Origin of the sequence: Paenibacillus gansuensis, from assembly GCF_042684925.1 — a bacterium.
Taxonomy (GTDB): domain Bacteria; phylum Bacillota; class Bacilli; order Paenibacillales; family DY6; genus Paenibacillus_N; species Paenibacillus_N gansuensis.
Map to the genome: position 1 here is coordinate 19,777 of NZ_JBHUME010000020.1, position 18,905 is coordinate 38,681.

General features: G+C 50.7%; 17 protein-coding genes. 11 read left to right on the forward strand and 6 right to left on the reverse strand.

The features are described 5' to 3' along the window. Window positions 1–301 precede the first annotated feature (301 nt). A complete protein-coding gene (locus ACFSUF_RS24695; protein ID WP_377607669.1) occupies window positions 302–1,492 on the reverse strand; it encodes an MDR family MFS transporter in 1,191 nt (396 codons plus the stop codon). Window positions 1,493–1,999: 507 nt separating this feature from the next. Between ACFSUF_RS24695 and ACFSUF_RS24700 the strand changes: the two genes are divergently transcribed. The 3 genes from ACFSUF_RS24700 to ACFSUF_RS24710 are packed head-to-tail and all read left to right on the forward strand — an operon-like array spanning window position 2,000 to window position 5,014. Next, window positions 2,000–3,214: a cytochrome P450 gene (locus ACFSUF_RS24700; RefSeq protein WP_377607671.1), complete on the forward strand. Its 1,215-nt coding sequence runs from the start codon at window positions 2,000–2,002 to the stop codon at window positions 3,212–3,214. Window positions 3,215–3,236: 22 nt separating this feature from the next. After that, window positions 3,237–3,797 (forward strand): TetR/AcrR family transcriptional regulator, encoded by a 561-nt coding sequence (locus ACFSUF_RS24705; RefSeq protein ID WP_377607673.1) that lies wholly within the window; start codon window positions 3,237–3,239, stop codon window positions 3,795–3,797. 11 nt (window positions 3,798–3,808) lie between these two features. Then, on the forward strand, window positions 3,809–5,014 hold the full coding sequence (locus ACFSUF_RS24710; RefSeq protein ID WP_377607800.1) for an MFS transporter: 1,206 nt from the start codon (window positions 3,809–3,811) through the stop codon (window positions 5,012–5,014). Between the two features lie 305 nt (window positions 5,015–5,319). Here the strand turns inward: ACFSUF_RS24710 and ACFSUF_RS24715 are convergent, their stop codons facing one another. Then, window positions 5,320–5,889, reverse strand: a complete 570-nt coding sequence (locus ACFSUF_RS24715) for a uridine kinase family protein (RefSeq protein ID WP_377607675.1) — start codon at window positions 5,887–5,889, stop codon at window positions 5,320–5,322. A gap of 275 nt (window positions 5,890–6,164) precedes the next feature. Here ACFSUF_RS24715 and recQ point away from each other — a divergent pair, with 275 nt between their 5' ends. Then, window positions 6,165–7,949, forward strand: coding sequence for a DNA helicase RecQ (gene recQ, locus ACFSUF_RS24720; RefSeq protein ID WP_377607677.1), 1,785 nt, complete (start codon window positions 6,165–6,167; stop codon window positions 7,947–7,949). Between the two features lie 115 nt (window positions 7,950–8,064). Beyond that, window positions 8,065–8,859: an alpha/beta fold hydrolase gene (locus ACFSUF_RS24725; protein ID WP_377607679.1), complete on the forward strand. Its 795-nt coding sequence runs from the start codon at window positions 8,065–8,067 to the stop codon at window positions 8,857–8,859. A gap of 73 nt (window positions 8,860–8,932) precedes the next feature. Here ACFSUF_RS24725 and ACFSUF_RS24730 read toward each other — a convergent pair whose 3' ends face one another. Both ACFSUF_RS24730 and ACFSUF_RS24735 read right to left on the reverse strand, forming a co-directional pair. Further along, entirely contained in the window at window positions 8,933–9,160 is a 228-nt protein-coding gene (locus tag ACFSUF_RS24730; protein WP_377607680.1) for a hypothetical protein, read from the reverse strand. Between the two features lie 87 nt (window positions 9,161–9,247). Then, window positions 9,248–10,462 carry an acyltransferase gene (locus ACFSUF_RS24735; protein WP_377607682.1) on the reverse strand — a complete coding sequence of 405 codons (1,215 nt, stop codon included), beginning with the start codon at window positions 10,460–10,462 and terminating at the stop codon, window positions 9,248–9,250. A 271-nt stretch (window positions 10,463–10,733) separates the two neighbouring features. Here ACFSUF_RS24735 and ACFSUF_RS24740 point away from each other — a divergent pair, with 271 nt between their 5' ends. Next, complete coding sequence (locus ACFSUF_RS24740; RefSeq protein WP_377607684.1) at window positions 10,734–12,899, forward strand: PAS domain S-box protein; 2,166 nt, start codon at window positions 10,734–10,736, stop codon at window positions 12,897–12,899. Between the two features lie 67 nt (window positions 12,900–12,966). Here ACFSUF_RS24740 and ACFSUF_RS24745 read toward each other — a convergent pair whose 3' ends face one another. Next, complete coding sequence (locus ACFSUF_RS24745) at window positions 12,967–13,194, reverse strand: DUF1128 domain-containing protein (RefSeq protein WP_377607686.1); 228 nt, start codon at window positions 13,192–13,194, stop codon at window positions 12,967–12,969. A 171-nt stretch (window positions 13,195–13,365) separates the two neighbouring features. Here ACFSUF_RS24745 and yyaC point away from each other — a divergent pair, with 171 nt between their 5' ends. Continuing rightward, complete coding sequence (gene yyaC, locus ACFSUF_RS24750) at window positions 13,366–13,887, forward strand: spore protease YyaC (RefSeq protein WP_377607688.1); 522 nt, start codon at window positions 13,366–13,368, stop codon at window positions 13,885–13,887. Here the strand turns inward: yyaC and ACFSUF_RS24755 are convergent. Then, on the reverse strand, window positions 13,884–14,585 hold the full coding sequence (locus tag ACFSUF_RS24755) for an SOS response-associated peptidase (protein ID WP_377607689.1): 702 nt from the start codon (window positions 14,583–14,585) through the stop codon (window positions 13,884–13,886). The genes yyaC and ACFSUF_RS24755 overlap by 4 nt on opposite strands. Window positions 14,586–14,698: 113 nt before the next feature. Here ACFSUF_RS24755 and ACFSUF_RS24760 point away from each other — a divergent pair, with 113 nt between their 5' ends. The 4 genes from ACFSUF_RS24760 (at window position 14,699) to ACFSUF_RS24775 (ending at window position 18,863) form a co-directional block, all read left to right on the forward strand. Next, window positions 14,699–14,974: a hypothetical protein gene (locus ACFSUF_RS24760; RefSeq protein ID WP_377607691.1), complete on the forward strand. Its 276-nt coding sequence runs from the start codon at window positions 14,699–14,701 to the stop codon at window positions 14,972–14,974. A 147-nt stretch (window positions 14,975–15,121) separates the two neighbouring features. Further along, window positions 15,122–16,408, forward strand: coding sequence for an ATP-binding protein (locus tag ACFSUF_RS24765; protein ID WP_377607693.1), 1,287 nt, complete (start codon window positions 15,122–15,124; stop codon window positions 16,406–16,408). 75 nt (window positions 16,409–16,483) lie between these two features. After that, entirely contained in the window at window positions 16,484–17,848 is a 1,365-nt protein-coding gene (locus ACFSUF_RS24770; RefSeq protein WP_377607695.1) for a cytochrome ubiquinol oxidase subunit I, read from the forward strand. After that, window positions 17,841–18,863, forward strand: coding sequence for a cytochrome d ubiquinol oxidase subunit II (locus tag ACFSUF_RS24775; protein ID WP_377607697.1), 1,023 nt, complete (start codon window positions 17,841–17,843; stop codon window positions 18,861–18,863). The genes ACFSUF_RS24770 and ACFSUF_RS24775 overlap by 8 nt, the downstream gene beginning before the upstream one ends. The last annotated feature ends 42 nt before the right edge of the window (window positions 18,864–18,905 follow it).

The window sequence follows — 18,905 nt, forward strand, 5'->3', positions numbered from 1 at the left end:
GACAGACAAAAACGTGGAAACAGTAAAGGTCACATTTACTAACAAGAATGCTTCTGACATTGAGATTAACGTGACAATACCAGTAATAGATAATGTGTTTATTGGTTATCCAAAACAGGACTTTTTCGAGTCTGAATTAACACTTTCTAGAGAATGAGAATACTCTGCGAAAGCATTTGATGAGGATGGAATTACAGTAGCTACGACAGGTTTCTGATTTACGCTAACGGGACACGATAGTTGTGGAATAGGAATGATTATTCTTTCGTTCTTACTGTAAATTTATATAAGTAGGAAAGCTTTACCCCGCAGCAATCATTTCGCCGCGCTGCTGTCGTGGAGCAGCCATTCGCTTTCCTAGACGTAACAGCAAAATGGCGAATGTGGCGCCGCACAGCAGCAGCACACACCAAGGCAGCCAGTAAAGTGCGGGCTGCTTTTTTGCTATGTCGAACAGAAAGCCGCTGCCAGAGTTTCCGATCACCCCGCCGATCGCAAGCGCAATACCATTAAAGCCAAAGTAAGTCCCGAACAAGTTGCGCTCCGTAAATGAAGCGATCATATTGTTCATGATCGGCATTGTGACCATCTGCCCGGTCGTGAACAAAAGCACCGCGAGCAGAAGTGTCCACCACTGAAAGGCAGCTCCGATGGCGAAAAGCCCCAGCCCGAGCATCAGGGATCCGATCGCGAGCACTTGGCTGGCCGGCCAACGGCGCTGGAGGAATTGCGTCAGCGGCAGTTGCATCGCCACCATGTAGACGGCGCCAGCCAAGTATAAATACGCCACGGACGACGTTTCCGCGAATAGCATCCCCGCCCTGACGGGTATGGCCAGATACAGTTGAACGTAAAGTGCCCATACTCCCATCATGCAGAGGCAAAACAGCAGGAACGATGCATCCTTCCGAATCAACCCGACGGTAGACAGGAAAGAGACGGAATCTCCTTCGAATTTCATCGGCGGCAGGAACCGATACGAGATGGCAAAGACCAGCAAGAACATGAATGCTGCGATCAGACAAACCCATGTAAAGCTGAATTTTAACAAAAACATCCCGATTACCGGTCCCAGTATGAAGCCGAAGTTGCTTAACATCTCGCGGATTGCATAAATTTTACTTTTGGATTCATCCGGAGTCAGCTTCGAATACGCACCGTAACTAGCCGGATGGAAGATTGCTCCCGCCAATCCGGAAATAAATGCGGCAAATGCGAACGCCCAAGGCATATCCGCAAATGCATACAAAAGATAGCCGGGAATGCGTAACGCCACGCCGATTAAGATGGACCGTTTATATCCGATACGATCAGCTATCATGCCGCCCAGCACCTTGAAAGCCTGCTGTGAAAAGCTGCTGGTTGCCATGATAGAACCTGCGGCCGCCGCGCTCCATCCCAAGTCGTGCATCATATGAAGGCCAAGCATCGGGACCAGCATAAAAAAGCCGACCGCAATCAGAAGGGTATCCAAATATAAGACAAAGATCATGAAGAAGCCGCCTTCTTTCATCGGAAGTCCACTCATCATAGCACTAAAAGACAGGAGGGTCGGCGGAATTTCTTTATCCTTGTTGTCGTTTTTTTTAGGTGGAAAGCACAGCTATAGAAAAGCGGTGAAATATTTGCGATCTTCGTCAAAATTTTATATATAGGGTAGAGGAGTTCCTAGTAATCAGCAACGGGGCGGCCACGCTTGGCTGTGCTATTCGTTTGAATACAAACAGCGGCAGCCTTGGACGAAAAATAATGTCCTCTGCCGCTGATTCTAAATTAGTATAGTCTACTTTAAAGACAAGGTCATCTAACCGTTTGATAAAAAAGGCCTAAAGCTCCAGAATCAAAAGTTTTATTCTCATTAAGTTTTAAATTCATTTTCTCCTTGATACTTCAAGGATGAATTGGAAATCATACACTTCGCTTTACATCATACCGTCCAGACGGTATACTAATTCTATACCGTCCAGATGGTACAGTAAAAGCGAAAGAGGTTATAGAGATGACAATGGTTCGATATGATCGGTTATTTCCTTTTGAATGGTACGCGTATATGTTAGAAAACAACCCGGTGTACTATCATCCGAAGCAGAAGAAATGGCATATTTTCAGCTACGAACATGTGATGTCCGTCTTGGCGGATTACATGAATTTCCCGCAACTGTCCCGGCCGGAAGAGAAAGCAATCAGCCCGCTGGAAACCAGTTTGATCGGGCTAAATCCGCCGAATCACCGCCAAATGAGGAGTCTTGTCAGCAAAGCTTTTACACCCAAAGCGATCCAGGATCTGCAGCCGCGCATCCGGGAGATTGCCCGGGAATTGTTGGACCGCGCAGTAAACAAGAACGAAATGGATATCGTGAAGGAATTCGCGTATCCATTACCGGTGATTGTGATTGCGGAAATGCTGGGCATCCCGAAAGAAGACCGGGACCAGTTCAAACAATGGTCCGATGATATTGTGAACAGTGCAGAGCTCGGGTCATTTGACATGAACGACGAAAAGGCAGGGTTCGGCGATAAGGCGAAGAGGCTGGCGAAACAGCTGCGCATCGTGCAAAAATTCCGTAAAGCGGAAAAAGAGCTTGGCGCCTATTTCAAAAAGATCTTTGAGGAACGCCGCAAACAACCGAAAGACGATCTGATTTCACAGCTGATAAAGGCCGAAGTGGACGGCAGACAATTAACGGAGTTCGAACTGTTAGGCTTCTGCAGTTTGCTGCTGGTGGCAGGGAACGAAACCACCACCAACTTGCTCGGCAACATCATCTTCAGTCTGAATCAATTCCCCGAAACGGCGGCCCACTTGAGAAACCATCCGGAAGATATGCGCAAAGCGATTGAAGAGGTTCTTCGTTACCGTTCGATGGTACGGAGTCTGGAGCGCGTAGCCGGGAATGATATCGAAGTAGGAGGCCAGCTGATCAAAAAGGGACAAACCGTGATCGTGTGGCTCGGAGCGGCCAATCAGGATCCTGCGAAATTCCCGAATCCCGAAATGCTGGATATTCATAGAGACAACTTGCAGCATGCGGCTTTCGGCCATGGCGTTCATTTCTGCCTAGGGGCACCTTTAGCCAGGTTGGAGGCGGATATTGCCATGCAAGAGTTGTTTGCCTATTTTAGCGATATCCGGCTGAAACCGGATGTGGAGTACCGCCTGAATGCCTTGGACGGGATTGAGAATTTGCCGATAACTTATACGGTTAGAAAATAGACCATTTTTAGGGGGGAACATAATGAAATCACAACAATCAAGCACTACACGCGAACTAATCCTGAAATCTGCCTATCAAATTGTAAAAGAACAGGGCTTTACGTCCCTCACCCTGGAGGCCGTCGCTAAACACGCGGGGGTCAGCAAGGGGGGACTGCTATATCATTTTAATTCAAAAGAGGCACTGATCGGCGGAATGGTCACAATGATTAGCCAATTGGCGGATCAGCAGATTGAGCAAGAGTATAACAGAGCGCCTAAAGAACCCGGTGCTTTTCTGAGAGCTTATCTCTCTTTGCACACTGTAGAGGATTATGAAAAAGAGATGGGACCCGGGATCCTTGCTGCCCTTGCCTCGAACCCTTCCATATTGGACCCTATCCGCGCTGAATCTCAGAAGACTCAGCAGCGGATTGAGAACGATGGGCTGGATCCCGTATGGGCAACCATCATCCGTTTGGCTTTCGATGCGATGATTCAAAGCGAGTTTTTGCAAATCGGGGAGCTGGATGAGGGGATGAAGAAACTTGTACTGGAACGCTTGGATGCTATGACACGCCAGTCCAAAGGTGAGCAAACTTGAAGGCACCGGCATTGTTCAGGAACCGCCCGTTTCTTCTTGTATGGTTAGCGACGGCCTTTTCAACCATAGGATTTTCTATGTACATGATTACGGTGTCCTGGCACTTGGCTAACAATCTTGGCATGGCGGAGGCGGTCGGGATAGTGCTGACCACCGCAGCTGTCCCCCGCGTAGCGGTCATGGTCTTGGGTGGGGTGTTGGCGGATAAATACCAGAAGTCCAAAGTCATGTTCTGGACACATGTCTTCCAGTCTATAACAATCGCCGGGTTATGCTTCTTTTTTACCGAATCCTTACTATCGTTTCCGCTTCTGCTCCTCTTTGCTTTCTTCATGGGATTGTTCGATGCGTTCTATTGGCCGGCCAGTTCCTCTATTATTCCGTCTATTGTAAGGGAAGAGGATCTTCAAAGGGCGAATTCCTTGCAGCAAGGTTCGCATACGTTTTTTTATGTACTCGGACCGGTGCTCGGGGGAGCTTTAATTTCAGCCTTTTCGGTAGGCGTCAGTTTCCTTGTGAGCGCGTTAATGATCGTGCTGTCTGCAGTATTTGTTTTTCCAGGCTTCATAAAAGATGAGGTTATGGCAGATACGTTGGGGAAAACGCAGATGATCCATGAGCTCCGGGAAGGTTTTCGTTATGTGAGGCGCTCGCCGGTTCTCTTGTGGGGAGTCATCATTATTGTGATGGTTCACTTTTTTGTGCTTGGACCGCTTGGGAACAGTTTCCCTATTTTGGTTACGATGTTAAAAGGAAGCGCTCTGGACCTTAGCTATATGGAGGCGGCCCTGGGTGCAGGAACGTTTTTGGCTGCTCTGCTGATGTTCGTCATATCCAAAAAGAACCTCGGTACAAAGCCGATTTTTATAGCTTTGTTTGCGACAGCGATTCTGGTGGTTATCTTTAGCCGTATCGATCGGATTCCAATTCTCATCCTGCTGAGTGCGGGAATCGGCTTTGCTGCGATTGCGGCTTATCTCCCCATTATCACGCTCATTCAGCAGCGTACGGACAAAGAAAAGCTGGGTCGTGTCATGAGTATCGTATCCTTATCGTCCAACGGGGTAGAGCCGCTGGCGTTCGCCTTCCTCTCTGTGATGATGACGGCAGGATTCTCCGTTCAGACATTATTGACCATGCTGGGCATGGGCTGTCTGGTGTGCGGGATGATTGTGTTTGTCCGGGGTAAAGCATTTCGTAATCTGCAAGAGGCATAAGTGCAGGCTGGAAAGCAAACCATAAGCAAATCTACTAGTTGCATTGCTGGAGGTTTATTTTATGAAGAAGTGGATTACAATCACTGCACTGTTGCTGCTTGCGGGCTGTACAGCAAATTACGATCAGGGTCTGGTCGAATGAATAATTCGCCAGTGGCATTTACGCCACTGGCATTATTTTTGCACTCAATCTTACTCCGGCCGGTCCACGGATTCCATACCATTTAGTCTAATACTACGCAGGAATTTGTTGATTGCAGCAGGCTTCCCTCTGCTGCCTGCATACAGGCTGAAGCTGCATGAAATCAAACGCCTTCCACGAGCACATCCGCCTTCTCCTGCGGCTTCAGCAGCTTGACGTAACGGTCTTCAGCAGCCATCCAGTCCTCCCACCATTTGCGGGCTTCCTCTCCATCCCGCTGCAAACCGCGCTCCAGCCGCAGTTCTCTCGGGCAATCCACCCATACCGTCAGGCCGTAGCTGCGGGCCAGTTCCGGGAGGGTGCTGTACACGCCCTCAATCACGACAAGTCCCTTGGCCGGAACGGTATGTTCCTCCGCCAGACTGTCGGATGGCCAATCATACCGCTGATAGCGCGCTTCGTTACCTTTTGCAAGCGGCGTCAGCACCTGGGCGTGCAGCCTTGGCCAGTCATAATCGGCTGCAATCGGTTTTTGGTCTGCAGGAAGCTGCACGCGGTCCGCCGAGAGCCTGTAGAAATCATCCATATGGACGATCGTCGTACCGGAAAATTGTTCGGCGATCTGCCGAGCCAGGGTGCTTTTGCCGGAACCGCCGCAGCCGTCGATGCCGATGATCGTCAGAGGCTTGGCCAAAGTCAGGACCGATAATTTATGAAGTAATGTTGGATTCATGGGTTGGGACACCGCCTTAAGTAGACTATTTTGAACTAACCTATGTTCTGTATTTCAAGCTTTTTTGCTCATTGTATTGCTATATATAGTTTACCACCGCATCCCCCTTTTGCCTGTATAAAAAATAATTCTACTTCATTTTACCTCCATCATTCGGTGATCCTTCGTGTGACTTCATCTCCCCGGAATGGTACTATATGAGGTGAAGATAGTTAGCCGGTATGCCGGGTTCGGCTTGCTGGTTTTCGCAGTTTAGGAAACAGAGGTGAACGGTTGTGCTGCAAGATGCCGTCAGGCTGCTGCAACGATTTTACGGGTATCCGTCCTTCCGCAAGGGGCAGGAACCGATTATAGAGAATTTGCTGGAAGGCAGCGACACGCTGGGGGTTCTGCCGACAGGCGGAGGAAAGTCGATTTGTTATCAAATTCCCGCCCTGCTGTCGGAGGGGACAACCCTCGTTATTTCCCCATTGATCTCCTTAATGAAGGATCAGGTGGATGCACTGGAAAGCATGGGCATTCCGGCAGCCTACATCAACAGCTCCCTGAGCGCATCCGAAGCGAACGAACGGCTGCGCAAAGCGGCGCAGGGCGAGTACAAGCTGCTGTATATCGCGCCGGAGCGGCTGGATACGGGAAGTTTTCAATACTTGATGGATTCGATACGGGTTCCGCTCATCGCCATCGACGAAGCCCACTGTATTTCCCAGTGGGGGCACGATTTTAGGCCAAGCTATTTATCCATTGTTTCTTTTATACGCAAATTTACGCGCCGTCCGGTTGTCGCGGCCTTTACGGCAACGGCTACCCCGGAAGTCATACGGGATATTGCCGAAGCGCTGTCGCTCCAAGACCACAACGTCTTTGTGAACGGGTTCAGCCGGGAGAATCTTTCCTTCTCGGTAGTCAAAGGGGCGGACCGGCGCGATTTCATTACCCGGTACCTGAACGAACATCCCGATGCTTCCGGCATTGTGTATGCCGCTACCCGCAAAGAGGTGGACGACCTTCACACATTTCTGAACCGTAAAGGGTTCGCCGCAGGCAAATATCATGCAGGTTTGAGCGATGTGGAGCGCCAGCAGGCACAGGAGCAGTTCCTGTTCGATGATGTGCGCGTCATGGTAGCAACCAACGCTTTTGGGATGGGCATCGACAAGTCGAATGTGCGGTTCGTGCTGCACCATAATATGCCGAAGAATATGGAAGCCTATTACCAGGAAGCGGGCCGTGCCGGAAGGGACGGGGAGGAAAGCGAATGCATTCTGCTGTATTCTCCTCAAGACACTCAGCTGCAGAAGTTTCTGATCGAGCAGGGGGAGCTGTCGGACGAGCGGAAGGCTATGGAGTACAAGAAGCTGAAGTCTATGGTCGATTACTGCCATACCGGACGCTGCCTGCAGAATTACATTGTGCGGTATTTCGGCGAGGAGCATGATGATACCTGCGGCAAATGCAGCAATTGTACGGACGAGACCGAGTGGTCGGACGTCACGGAGGAAGCCCAGAAAATATTTTCCTGCATCCGCCGGATGCGGGAACGGTTCGGAGTCTCCCTGGTAGCCAAAGTACTGAAAGGCTCCAAAGACCGCCGGATTATGGATTTCCGGTTTGATGAACTTCCGACCTACGGTCTGTTCCGCAACCTGCCGGAGAAGGACATATCCGCCATGATCAATTATCTTGCGGCGGAAGGCTATCTGCTTATGGAAGGCGGGCAGTACCCCGTTGTGAAATTGACTCAGCGGGCGGTAACCGTTCTGGCGGGGCAGGAACGGGTATCGCGAAGGGCCGTGAAAATGGCATCCGCCGCGCAGCCCGAACCGAACCGCGAACTGTTCGAGGAGCTTCGCCGGCTTCGCAAGGAAATGTCGGAGAAAGCAAAGGTGCCGCCGTTCATTATTTTCCAGGACGCCACGCTGCGTGAAATGGCTGAGAATATGCCGACGGACGAGTCAGCTATGCTGAGGATCAAGGGGATCGGGGAGGCCAAATTTAACAAATACGGCCGTCCGTTCATGGAATTTATCGCAAAGTATGCAGCCGCCGCCGGAGAGTAGACCGGGGAGAGGCCGATCGCTCCCGCCATACTGGCGTAGTTACAAGGCGCGTTCCAATGGGTAAGAATTGAAATCCGATATGATGAAATACATTGACGAACCGGAGGTATGCCATATGGAAGTCAAACGAGTGAAGGTGCAGGACCAGTTGGAATTGGCTTATGTTGAAGAGGGACAAGGGGAACCGGTCCTGCTGCTGCACGGCTTTTGCGGAAGCTCCCGTTACTTTGAGAAGTTCATTCCGCTGCTTAGCGGCGATTACCGTATCATTGCGCCGGATCTGCGGGGCCATGGACAATCCTCTGTGCCCCAAGGTCCTTATGCGATCGAGGCGATGGCTGCGGATATCCGCGGCTTGATGGAAGCATTAAACATTGAAAAGGCGCATCTCCTGGGGCATTCGCTCGGAGGGTACATTACGCTGGCTTTCGCCGAAGCGTATCCGGAACTGCTGAACAGCTTCGGCCTGATTCATTCGACCGGCTATCCGGATACGGAAGAGGGCAAGGCAGCCCGCGGCAAAGCTATAGAAGCCATCCGCCGGGACGGGATGGCTCCATTCATGGACGGCCTTGCGCCGAAGCTGTTCGCTTCTTCCCACCGCGCGGCCCGGCTGGACGCCCTGGAGGAGACGAAGCGGATCGGCACAGAGACCGATCCGGAAGGAGCCGCCTCCACAGCGGCAGCCATGCGCGACCGCCCGGACCGGACGGCGGTCATTGCCGAAACCCCCATGCCCGTCCTCCTCGTGGCCGGAGGCGAGGATGCGGTGATCCCTCCCGAGAAGACGTTCTCGGCGACGGGACACCGCATTACCCAGGCCCGGCTGGAGAGCGCCGGGCACATGAGCATGATGGAGACGCCGCGCCAGCTGGCGGCCGTCGTCCGTGAATTTCTGCGCAGCGTGTAGCGAAGGGCTGCGCAACCAAAGAAATAGACCCAATACCCTCCGGGGGTATTGGGTCTATTCTATGTAAGGCCTGCTATCCGGCCACTTCCATGTACAGCTTCGTACCGTCCGCATATTTGAAAATAGCTACGTCGCCGACGAGCTCAATGGCCGAGATTTGTTTCATTTTGCGCCGGAAATCCAAGTTCAACTTTAACTCGTTCAACTTGCAATGAAGGTGTTTCAGGTGGGTGGTGTCACCCGATGTATTATGAACGGGAATGCTTTTGTTTTTATATGAAATGGTGGTGTAGATCCGCAAAAGTAATCGCCTCCCTGACTGCTGTTCCGTTACTTTTATTTACTACAAACCGGTCCGCCTGAAACGGGGAGAAAGAGAACTTATGTGTTAAGCCTGCAGCTCTTGCGCATTGACTTGCGGCCTTCTGTAACGGGCGCTCTTTGGGGCGGAGCCCACAAGCATCCATGGCCAAGGGAAGTACCTCAACACGGCCTCTGTGACGATCCACGAAACCGCCCAGGCTAAGAGGAAACCGGAAACCTGGAACAGATGAAACCCGATCGGCGAATTGCCGAACGACAGCATCCGGTAGAATAACAGCACCAGCGGATGAATGAGGAAAACGCCAAACGATACGATGCCCAGACGCATCAGAAAATTTACAAGCCTTAAGGGACCGGACCGGTACAGCAGGAACGAAATTTGAAACAGGACAAGACAGGAAACCAGATTAAAGCCGCAGGAGACCAGACTGTACATTTTGGATGAATAGGCAGGCTGCCCGGAGAGCAGTACATAGTGCATATAGACATAGATTGAGCCTAAGAGAACCCAACCGGTCCAAAGCACAGCCGTCCCTGCCCTTCTCAGCAGGCTTCTTTCTTTACTCCCTACGTTCCCGGAACCTAAGCCGGTCCATGGATACTTCAGCCACCCGCTCACCCGTTCCCAATAGATTCCCAAAAATGCCCCAAGCATCAAGTATGCAAAATATGATAAGAGAATACTCCCGCTTCGATAGGCGATATTTGGAAGACCTTTCATTTGACTAATGACTTCGCTGTTCAAAAAAATATAGGACCATTGCAGGCCGATCCCGATCAGCACCGCGTACCGGGCGGCTCCATGCTGCATCCACACTAGCAGAAGAGGAAACAAAACATACAGCTGAATCATCAGGAACATATAGTAGAGATGAGTGTGCGCCCCGCCGGTAAGCAGCTGGATTATACCCCTGTAAACCGCAGTGCCCGCGTCGGGGTAAGGATGAAGCCAAGCCTTAACAGCAAAGTAAAGGACGGAGAACAATACGTAAGGCACAACAATATAAAGAATCCGTTTCCGGTAGAAAGCGGACAGCATAGAAGAAGTTACGGGCTTCTCGTAATAAGTGTAAAACAGAACAAAACCGCTTACGCACAAAAAGGCGGGAACCGCAAAAGAGCTGAATTTATTAGCATATAAATATAGTCCGAATAAGGTCGAATGGCGATCCAGTATGGCGACCGCCGTATTTGTGCCGTGAATTGTCAGCACGGCTATCATGGCTATAGCCCGAAACAAATACAGCTCGGGAATTTGGTTACGTTTTTCGGAGCTCATCCTTGACACTTCCTCCGTTCTTCCCAAGCTGGGTAGTTCCAATGTATTACCATCATACTATTCGGATGAAACTGTATAAATTAGGGTGGGAAATTCGGTTCATGACAGGATATGCTGCGAAAGAAGGTTTTTGAGCGGACATGTCGAATTTCACGGTAACTATTCAAAATTGGAGTGCTGCTGCATGACAAGGCGAACGAGAGCAAGGTTACACCGGTCCAGAAACCGAAATATCCGCAAGCCCGTCAATTCCTCCATACAGGGAGCCCATATGATCAGACAGTGGTATCATTCCCTGCTTCACCATAATCCTGACGGGATCATGGTGTTCAGCAGAAATGCACGGATCCTATCGGCCAATCCTGCAGCGGAGGCCATATTGGGACGTACGATCCATGAATTAATTCAATGCGAGACTTACGGGGAACTGGTAACCCAGGAAGAGCGGCAGAAACTGTATAGCTATTTTTTACAAGTAATTCAAGGCGAACACCAGACCTTTAGCACACGGATGCTCTATAAGGACGGCCGTATCCTGGAAATCGACGCAAAGCTTGTTCCCATGGTCGTTAACGGGCAGGTAGCGGGCTGCTTCGGCATTTTCAAGGATATGACGGGATACCGCGAAGCGCAGCGGGAGCTGTTGAGGACAAAGGACACGATTGAGTCGTTCATCCATCACTCCTCCGACGGGATTGTAGTGGTTGATCTGGAATGCAACATTATAAGGACAAATCAGGCATTTTGCGATCTGATCGATAGCAGCCCCTCGGAGGTCCTTGGCACACCGATCAACAGCCTGCCCAATTATCTCAACCAGCAGAACCTTCTTGACATTTGGGGGCATATCGCCAACGGAGATCAATGGTTCAATTATGAAGCCGAGCAGGTCCGCTCGGACGGGAGTATTGTCAACCTTGATATCCATGTAAGCCCGATTGCCAATGAGCAGGGTCGCGTTTATGGTTATGCCGGAACGATTTACAATATTACTCCGCGGAAGAAGCTGGAGTGCGAGCTTAGGGAAAGCCGCGAGAAATATAAGCTTATTGCAGAGAATATGACGGATCTGATCTGCCTGATCGATGATAAATGGATGATCCGGTTCATGTCGCCATCCAGCGCATGGATTCTCGGTTATCCCCCTGAGAAGCTGGAGAACACACTGGTATGGGCATGGATATCGGATGAACAGAGAATTCCGCTGAAACCGTTGTTCATGTCCTCAGGGATCCGTGAAACGATATTGACCGAATTGGAATTCAGCTTGCCTGACGGTAGCCGGATCGTTCTGGAATGCAACTCGATGCCGCTCTATAGAGAAGACGGTACGCTAAAATATATTTCCGTAGTGGCACGGGACATCACCCAACGGAAGAAGGATCAGCAGGCGCTGGCTGAAGCAGAGGCGAAATACCGGGTACTTGTGGAAGAAGCTCTAATGGGTGTGTATTTATATCAGGACGGATATTATCTTTATGCGAATCCTAGGTTATGCGAGATGCTCGGGTATACCATTGAGGAAATCTCCCGTATTCCTGTGGCGGAACTTGTATTTAAGGATGACTTGCCTCTGATGGAAGAGAATATCCGGCTTCGCTTCAACGAAGACGTAAAGAATGTAAATTACTCCTACCGCATGGTGCGCAAGGACGGATCCATCGCTTCGATGGAGGGGACGGGCAGCCTTACGACCTTTAACGGGAAGCAGGCAATTATTGGAACAGTTATGGACATGACTGAGCGCAATAAGACGGAGGAGATTCTCCGCAAGACGGACCGGCTGTCTCTGGTAGGCCAGCTGGCGGCCGGAGTCGCCCATGAGATCCGCAATCCGCTCACCTCCCTTAAAGGCTTTGTACATCTGCTCAAGGCCCGCAGCAAAGGGTATACGGAATACTTGGATATTATGTCTTCGGAATTGGACCGGATTAATTATATCGTCAGTGAATTTATGCTGGTGGCCAAGCCTCAAGGCGCCGTGCAGTTTGAGAAGAAAGACGTTGCGGCTATCATGGACCAGGTGATCTCCCTGCTGAGTTCCCAAGCGGCATTATTCAACGTTCAGTTTCTTACGGCAAAATTTACGGATTCCATCTTCGTAAACTGTGATGAGAATCAGATGAAGCAGGTATTTATCAACATTACGAAGAACGCGGTGGAGTCAATGCCCAAAGGCGGTTATGTCCGTATTGAGTTCACCAGGCAACCGGACAACCGGCTCCGGATCCGCATTGAAGATCAGGGGGACGGCATCCCGGAGGATCGGATGCCGCAGGTGGGAGAACCTTTTTATACGACCAAAGAAAAGGGAACAGGTCTCGGCCTGATGGTTTGTTACAAGATTATCCAGTCCCATGGAGGCAGTATTGCCATAAACAGTGTCGTACATAAAGGTACCGTGGTGGATATTACCCTGCCGCTGGCGGAAGCGTGAGGGCATGGAGATCAAACAAAAAAGCACACCTCGGCTGCGGCCGGGTGTTCTTCTTTGTTACGCTTGATCAGACGTTTTTGCGAAGCTTGCCCAGCTCCGAAACGAGCTGTTCGATTTCGCTGATGCTGAAATTAGACTTGCTGTTTACAAGTTCATATACATCTTTAATGTCCTCGTACTGGTTCGCGTCAAAATGCTCCGGCTTAATGGCAGCAGCGGAAGCCATCTTGAGTTTGCCTTTGATCTCTTCAATCATGAAAGAGATATTCTCCGCCGTCGGTTGGGTTAGATCCATGAAGCACGACCTTTCATATGGCATAAATAGTAGTTCAAGTTGCCTTCATTGTACCATGTTTCCGCAAGGAAACAAACGCAAGCGAGTGGTGCCAAGGACCGACATTTTCTACAGGACAAGCGTGATATAATACGGTACATCAACCATAACCTTCGAAAGGAGCGATGCGGTGTGGCAGATCAAGCTTATGCTTTTCGCGCCAAAGTATCGGGGGAAGAGCTTCCCGAGTTTTTTGAAAATATGAAAATCATCTGTCCTTCACTCGATGATCTTGTCTTTCTTTGTATCGGAACCGATCGCTCCACAGGCGATTCACTAGGTCCCCTTACGGGTACATTCCTTAAGGAAGCGGGATGCCCGCATGTGATCGGAACGTTGGAAGCACCGTGTGACGCGGGTAATTTACAGGAGAGGCTGGCGCAGGTGCCGCCGGGAAAAACGGTAGTCGCCATTGATGCCTGCTTAGGGAGGCCGGCCTCCGTCGGATATTATCAAGTCTCCAACCAGCCATTGTTACCCGGTGCGTCCGTCGGGAAAAGACTGCCGAGCGTGGGAGATTTCAGCATTGCGGCGATCGTTAATGCGGACGGTGTCAAAAAATACTGGATTTTGCAAAATACATCTCTTAATCATGTAGTCCGCATGGCGAAGCAGATTTCCGCAGCTGTCGTCAGCGTTTATGACGTAAGTTAAAAGAGCAGAGGTTCATCCGGGATGTATTCAGCCTCTTGGATGCACTCCGGGCTCTCGTTCTTTACGCTGCCGACAAGCGGAGATACGGGATATGCCATCATTTCCTCGGAGGGGAATGGCCTGCACAGCTGCAGCAGCCTCTCCTTGTCGGTCATGTCCCGGCTGAGCCAGATATCTTCGTCCTCACGGCGCAAAATAACCGGCATCCGGTCATGGATCGGTTCCATCAGGGAATTGGGAGCCGTCGTTAGGATCGTACAAGTGGCGATGCTGCGCCCGGGTTGAGCAGGGTCACTCCACGTTTCATATAAGCCGGCCATGGAAAAGATGCCGCGGTGCTTCATCTGAATCCTCATAGGCTGTTTCCCGCGGGGCGTCTTGCGCCATTCATAAAAACCGTCCGCAGGAATGAGACAGCGTTTGTGAAGAAAACTGTTACGGAACGACGGCTTCTCCAGAACCGTTTCCGCCTTGGCGTTCAGAAGCTGGGAAGCCATCTTCTCGTCCTTTGCCCAAGACGGGATCAGTCCCCATTGAAGCTGTCCTACCCGGTTGCCGTTATCCCCGCGGATGACGGCGGTAACATACTGTCTGGGAGCCACGTTATATCGGGGGACATAGGGGAAGCTGAGTCCAACCGCTTCGAACCGGTCCAGCAGCTCGTCCTCTTCTTTCGTTAATGTAAAACGTCCGCACATGCTGATTCCTCCTTAAGAAGGCCCTGCCCGGGCGATTATCGTGAGAATACAGGGCAGGCCAAGCATATAGTATGTCATTAGTATATCATGATCGAACCGAAAGGAGCTTTGTCATGAAAAGAGTCCATCATATTAACATAAAGAACGACAGGGGAGAGGTCTATTGCTGCCTCCGCAATAAAGTGGTGCCGCTGGATGAGGAGCAGCTAACATCGTTCTGCAAGGGTTGTTCCATGTTTGCCGGAACGGCCGGTGGACAGGGAGTAGAATGCATCTGGAACGATATGCGATCTATTGGCAGCCCTTGCCTGATCACCGATCCTGTCTCCGAGCTAAAGCAGAATCAGACTAGACAGGTACGCCTGCGTACTGTTTCACCGGCAATGTAAAACCGGCTATCATAGTCATCCCTATCAAAGAGAACTGCAGGTCATAGACCGGCGGTTTTTTTGCTTTGCAAAAAAATCCTTGTAAAAATTAGCAATTTCGTCCACATTATACATAGGGAAATGATGACAAAAGCTGGAGTGGTCACCTTGTACAACGAAGGTTTTAAGGAACTTATATTGTGCTTTTTATTGCTCCTGCTTCCGGTGTTTATTTACCGGATGTATTTTGGCGAGGATACGCTGCGTAAGTGGAAGTTACCGAAGTATTGGAGATGGGCCTTTTATGGGGCAGCTACTGTACTCACGATGAATTTTCCTTTAAGGATAGCGGAAGGATACCAATTCGATTTAAGGCAGATTCCTTTTATCGTAGGCTCTTTCTATGGAGGCCCGGCCCTGTCTTTCTTTTTGTACGCTGTTACTTGTCTGTACCGGATATGGCTTGGCGGAGGGGGAGTCGTATCGGCTCTAATCAGCTCGACCCTTATTTTATTGTTGATCCAGCCGGTGCTTTCCCGCTATAAAGCGCTTCCGTCGAAATCCCGGACCGTATTCGCTGCCGGCACAGCCGTTGTCTTTGCAGCCACATGGATCGGAACCGCGGTTGCTATGAAGCCTTCTATTATAGGCGATATATTCCTCCAGTTGCAGCTGCTGCTGGTTGAAGTATTCAGTGTGGTCCTGCTTGTTACGCTCATCGAATCAAGCCGCAACCGGATGATGCTGCTAGAGGAGGTGCGGAAGTCTGAGAAAATGAAGGTCGTAGGGGAACTGGCTGCCAGCGTAGCACATGAAGTGCGGAACCCGCTGACAGTCACCCGGGGCTTTATCCAACTAATGCAGCACGGGCGCTATACGGAGGACAAGAAGAAGGAGTTTATTGAACTGGCTCTCCGGGAGCTGAACCGGGCTCAGGATATTCTGTCCGATTATCTGTCTTTTGCCAAACCGCAGATGGAGAATGTCGAACGGCTGAACGTTGCCACCGAGCTCAGGTATGTAGCCGATGTAATGTCTCCTTATGCGTTGATGCAGGAAGTGTTTTTCGAGAATGATCTGACCTATGACTTATGGATCCAAGGAGACCGTCAAAAGTTCCACCAAAGCCTGATTAATCTGGTAAAGAACTCGATTGAAGCGATGCCCGGAGGAGGTTCGCTCTATTTATCGGCCATACCGTTAGGCGCGTGTGCGGAAATCCGGATCCGGGACACGGGGATCGGAATGAATTCTCATCAGCTGCAGCGCCTCGGCCAGCCGTATTTCTCCAGTAAAGATAAAGGCACAGGGCTCGGCATGATGGTTGTATTCAGCATCGTAGAAGCTATGGGCGGTATCATCAAGGTGGAGAGCCAGGTGGGGCGGGGCACCGTATTCATCATCCGGCTGCCGCTGGTTTCCAATGCCGCTTTTCAATTGGTAAAAGATGCATAAAATGAATTTCTTTCGCTCATATTACAGATGGAAAGGTTTGTTATTTCCATTTAGCAGCGAAGGGAAGCGTTAAGTATGGACAATATAGTGATGGCACGCGCCCTGTTCGGGACTTCCATGGCGTTTCATATCATTTTTGCGACGCTGGGTGTCGGGGTTCCGTTTATGGTGGTATTCGCCGAGATTTTATATCATGTCAAGAAGAACAAGCATTATGCCATTCTGGCACGGAGATGGACCAAAGGCTTCGCCATCATTCTAGGCGTTGCCATTCCCTCCGGTACGTTGGTCGGCGTTATGCTTTCTTTGTTGTTCCCGGGTTTTATGGAAATTGTGGGAAAAGTCATCGCCGTCCCATTTCAGGTGGAACTTTGGGCGTTTATGCTGGAAGCCTTATTCATGTCGATATACGTGTATGCGGCAGATCGGCTCTCTCCGGTACTTAGAATAGTCAGTGTGTTTTTCGTTGCATTAGGAGCCAGCGCGTCAGCTGTGCTGATTACGGATGCCCATGCCTGGATGAATACCCCACGCGGGTTTGATTTAGTCAACGGGGAAGTTACGAATGTAGATCCTATTGCGGCTATTTTCTCCCCTAGTTTGTGGACCACTTCGCTTCATGTTCTGTCCTCGGCCTACATGACCGGAGCGTTCATTATTGTGTCTCTCGCCGCTTATAAACTGCTGAAGCGCAACAAGACGAAAGAAGAGATGGAATATCATGCCCGAAGCCTTCTGCTTGGTCTTGTTGTGGGGGGCGCGCTTTCCTTGTTTACAGCACTGAACGGGCACGCGACCGCACAGATGCTGCATAAATACCAGCCCGAGAAGCTGGCCGCCGCGGAAGGGCTGTTTGAAACGACAGACCATGCGCCGCTTGCCGTGTTCGGACGCGCGAACCCGGATACCGGAGAGATCGAAGGCGGCATTGAGATTCCCTGGGCGCTCAGTTTTCTGGCCGGAAACAGCTTTGATACGGTCGTGAAAGGATTGAACGAGTTCCCGGAAGAATTGTGGCCGCCGCTCTATATCCATACGTTATTCAACATTATGGTTATGATCGGGATGGCGCTGATTGGCCTTGCTTTCGGAACGATAGCCTGGAGGTATATACTTAAACGAACGCTGCCGAGGTGGTGGCTGTGGGTGCTTACCAGTGCGGGAGCCTTGTCCCTAATCGGGATTGAGACCGGCTGGATTTTTAGTTGTACCGGACGCCAGCCGTGGACGATTTACCATATGCAGCTGACGAAAGACGCCGCTACGAAGTCTGAGAACCTGGGGCCCTTGTTCGTGCTGTTTTTGGGAATCTATATCGTGCTGCTATTCCTGACGGCATTCGTACTGCGCTTCTATTTCAAGCGCCATCCGGTTTCTAAGGATCTGTCCCCGAATACGCCTGTACTTGAGCAGGATGAGGGGGTGCAGAGCAATGGCTGAGTCTTCCGTTGCGATTCTGCTGGTCTGGTCAATTCTGTTCGTCTATTCCGTTCTGGGCTCGGTAGATTTCGGGGCCGGGTTTTGGGGCATGGTGTTCGGCCGCGGCGAGGTGACGAACGCAGGAGCTTTGGCCAACCGTTTTTTGTCGCCTACGTGGGAGGTAACCAACACGTTTCTGGTGATGGTAGTTGTGGCACTGATCGGATTCTTTCCGACGGCGAATGCGTTGCTGGGTACAGCCTTGATTCTTCCGGTCAGCCTGGTGCTTGCGTTGCTGCTTGTAAGAAGCACCTTTATGATATATGCCTATTCCTCCCGGAAATACGGCAAGGAGTTAAATATTGTTTCCGGGGTAACCGGCGTGTTGATACCGGGACTGCTTGTAAGCGTGCTGCCGATCTCGCTCGGCGGATTTATCGATATAGAAGGCGGCGTTCCGGTGCTGCATTTCGGCCGCCTGTTGTCGTCGCCTACGCTTTGGGCCCATTTAGGGTTCGGCTTGTCCACCGAGCTGTTTCTGTCTTCGTTGTTCCTGGCGGATTATTCCAGCGAGTCGGGGGATGAGACGGCTTACAAGCTGTTTCGCAAAGCGGCACTCTGGCTTGGGCCGTTTACCTTGTTCTTTGCGGTAATCACCACGTTCTCTATGGTGGGGGACGCGCAGTGGATTGTAGAAAATATTCAGGAGAACTTCCTCTGGTTCCTGTTTTCCATTCTCGCTTTTCTCATAGGGTACAGCTCTTTGTTTTGGACACAAGGCTATGGAACGAGCGCACCCCGGCTGGCGTTTACGGCGATTATTATCCAGTACGCCTTTGCCAGCATCGGGTACGGTCTGTCTCACATGCCCTACATTATCTATCCGTATATGACGGTGGAGCAGGGCTTTACGGACCCGGCTACGTTCCGCGCTCTGCTGGTGGCCTACGTCGTCGGCCTGCTCATTCTCGGTCCAGCTTTCTATATATTCTGGAAGCTGTTCCTGAAAGACAAGCGGTATTTGCGCCAAGAATAACGGCGCTTGAATATAAGAGGAAGGGCACTGACGGAGATCAGT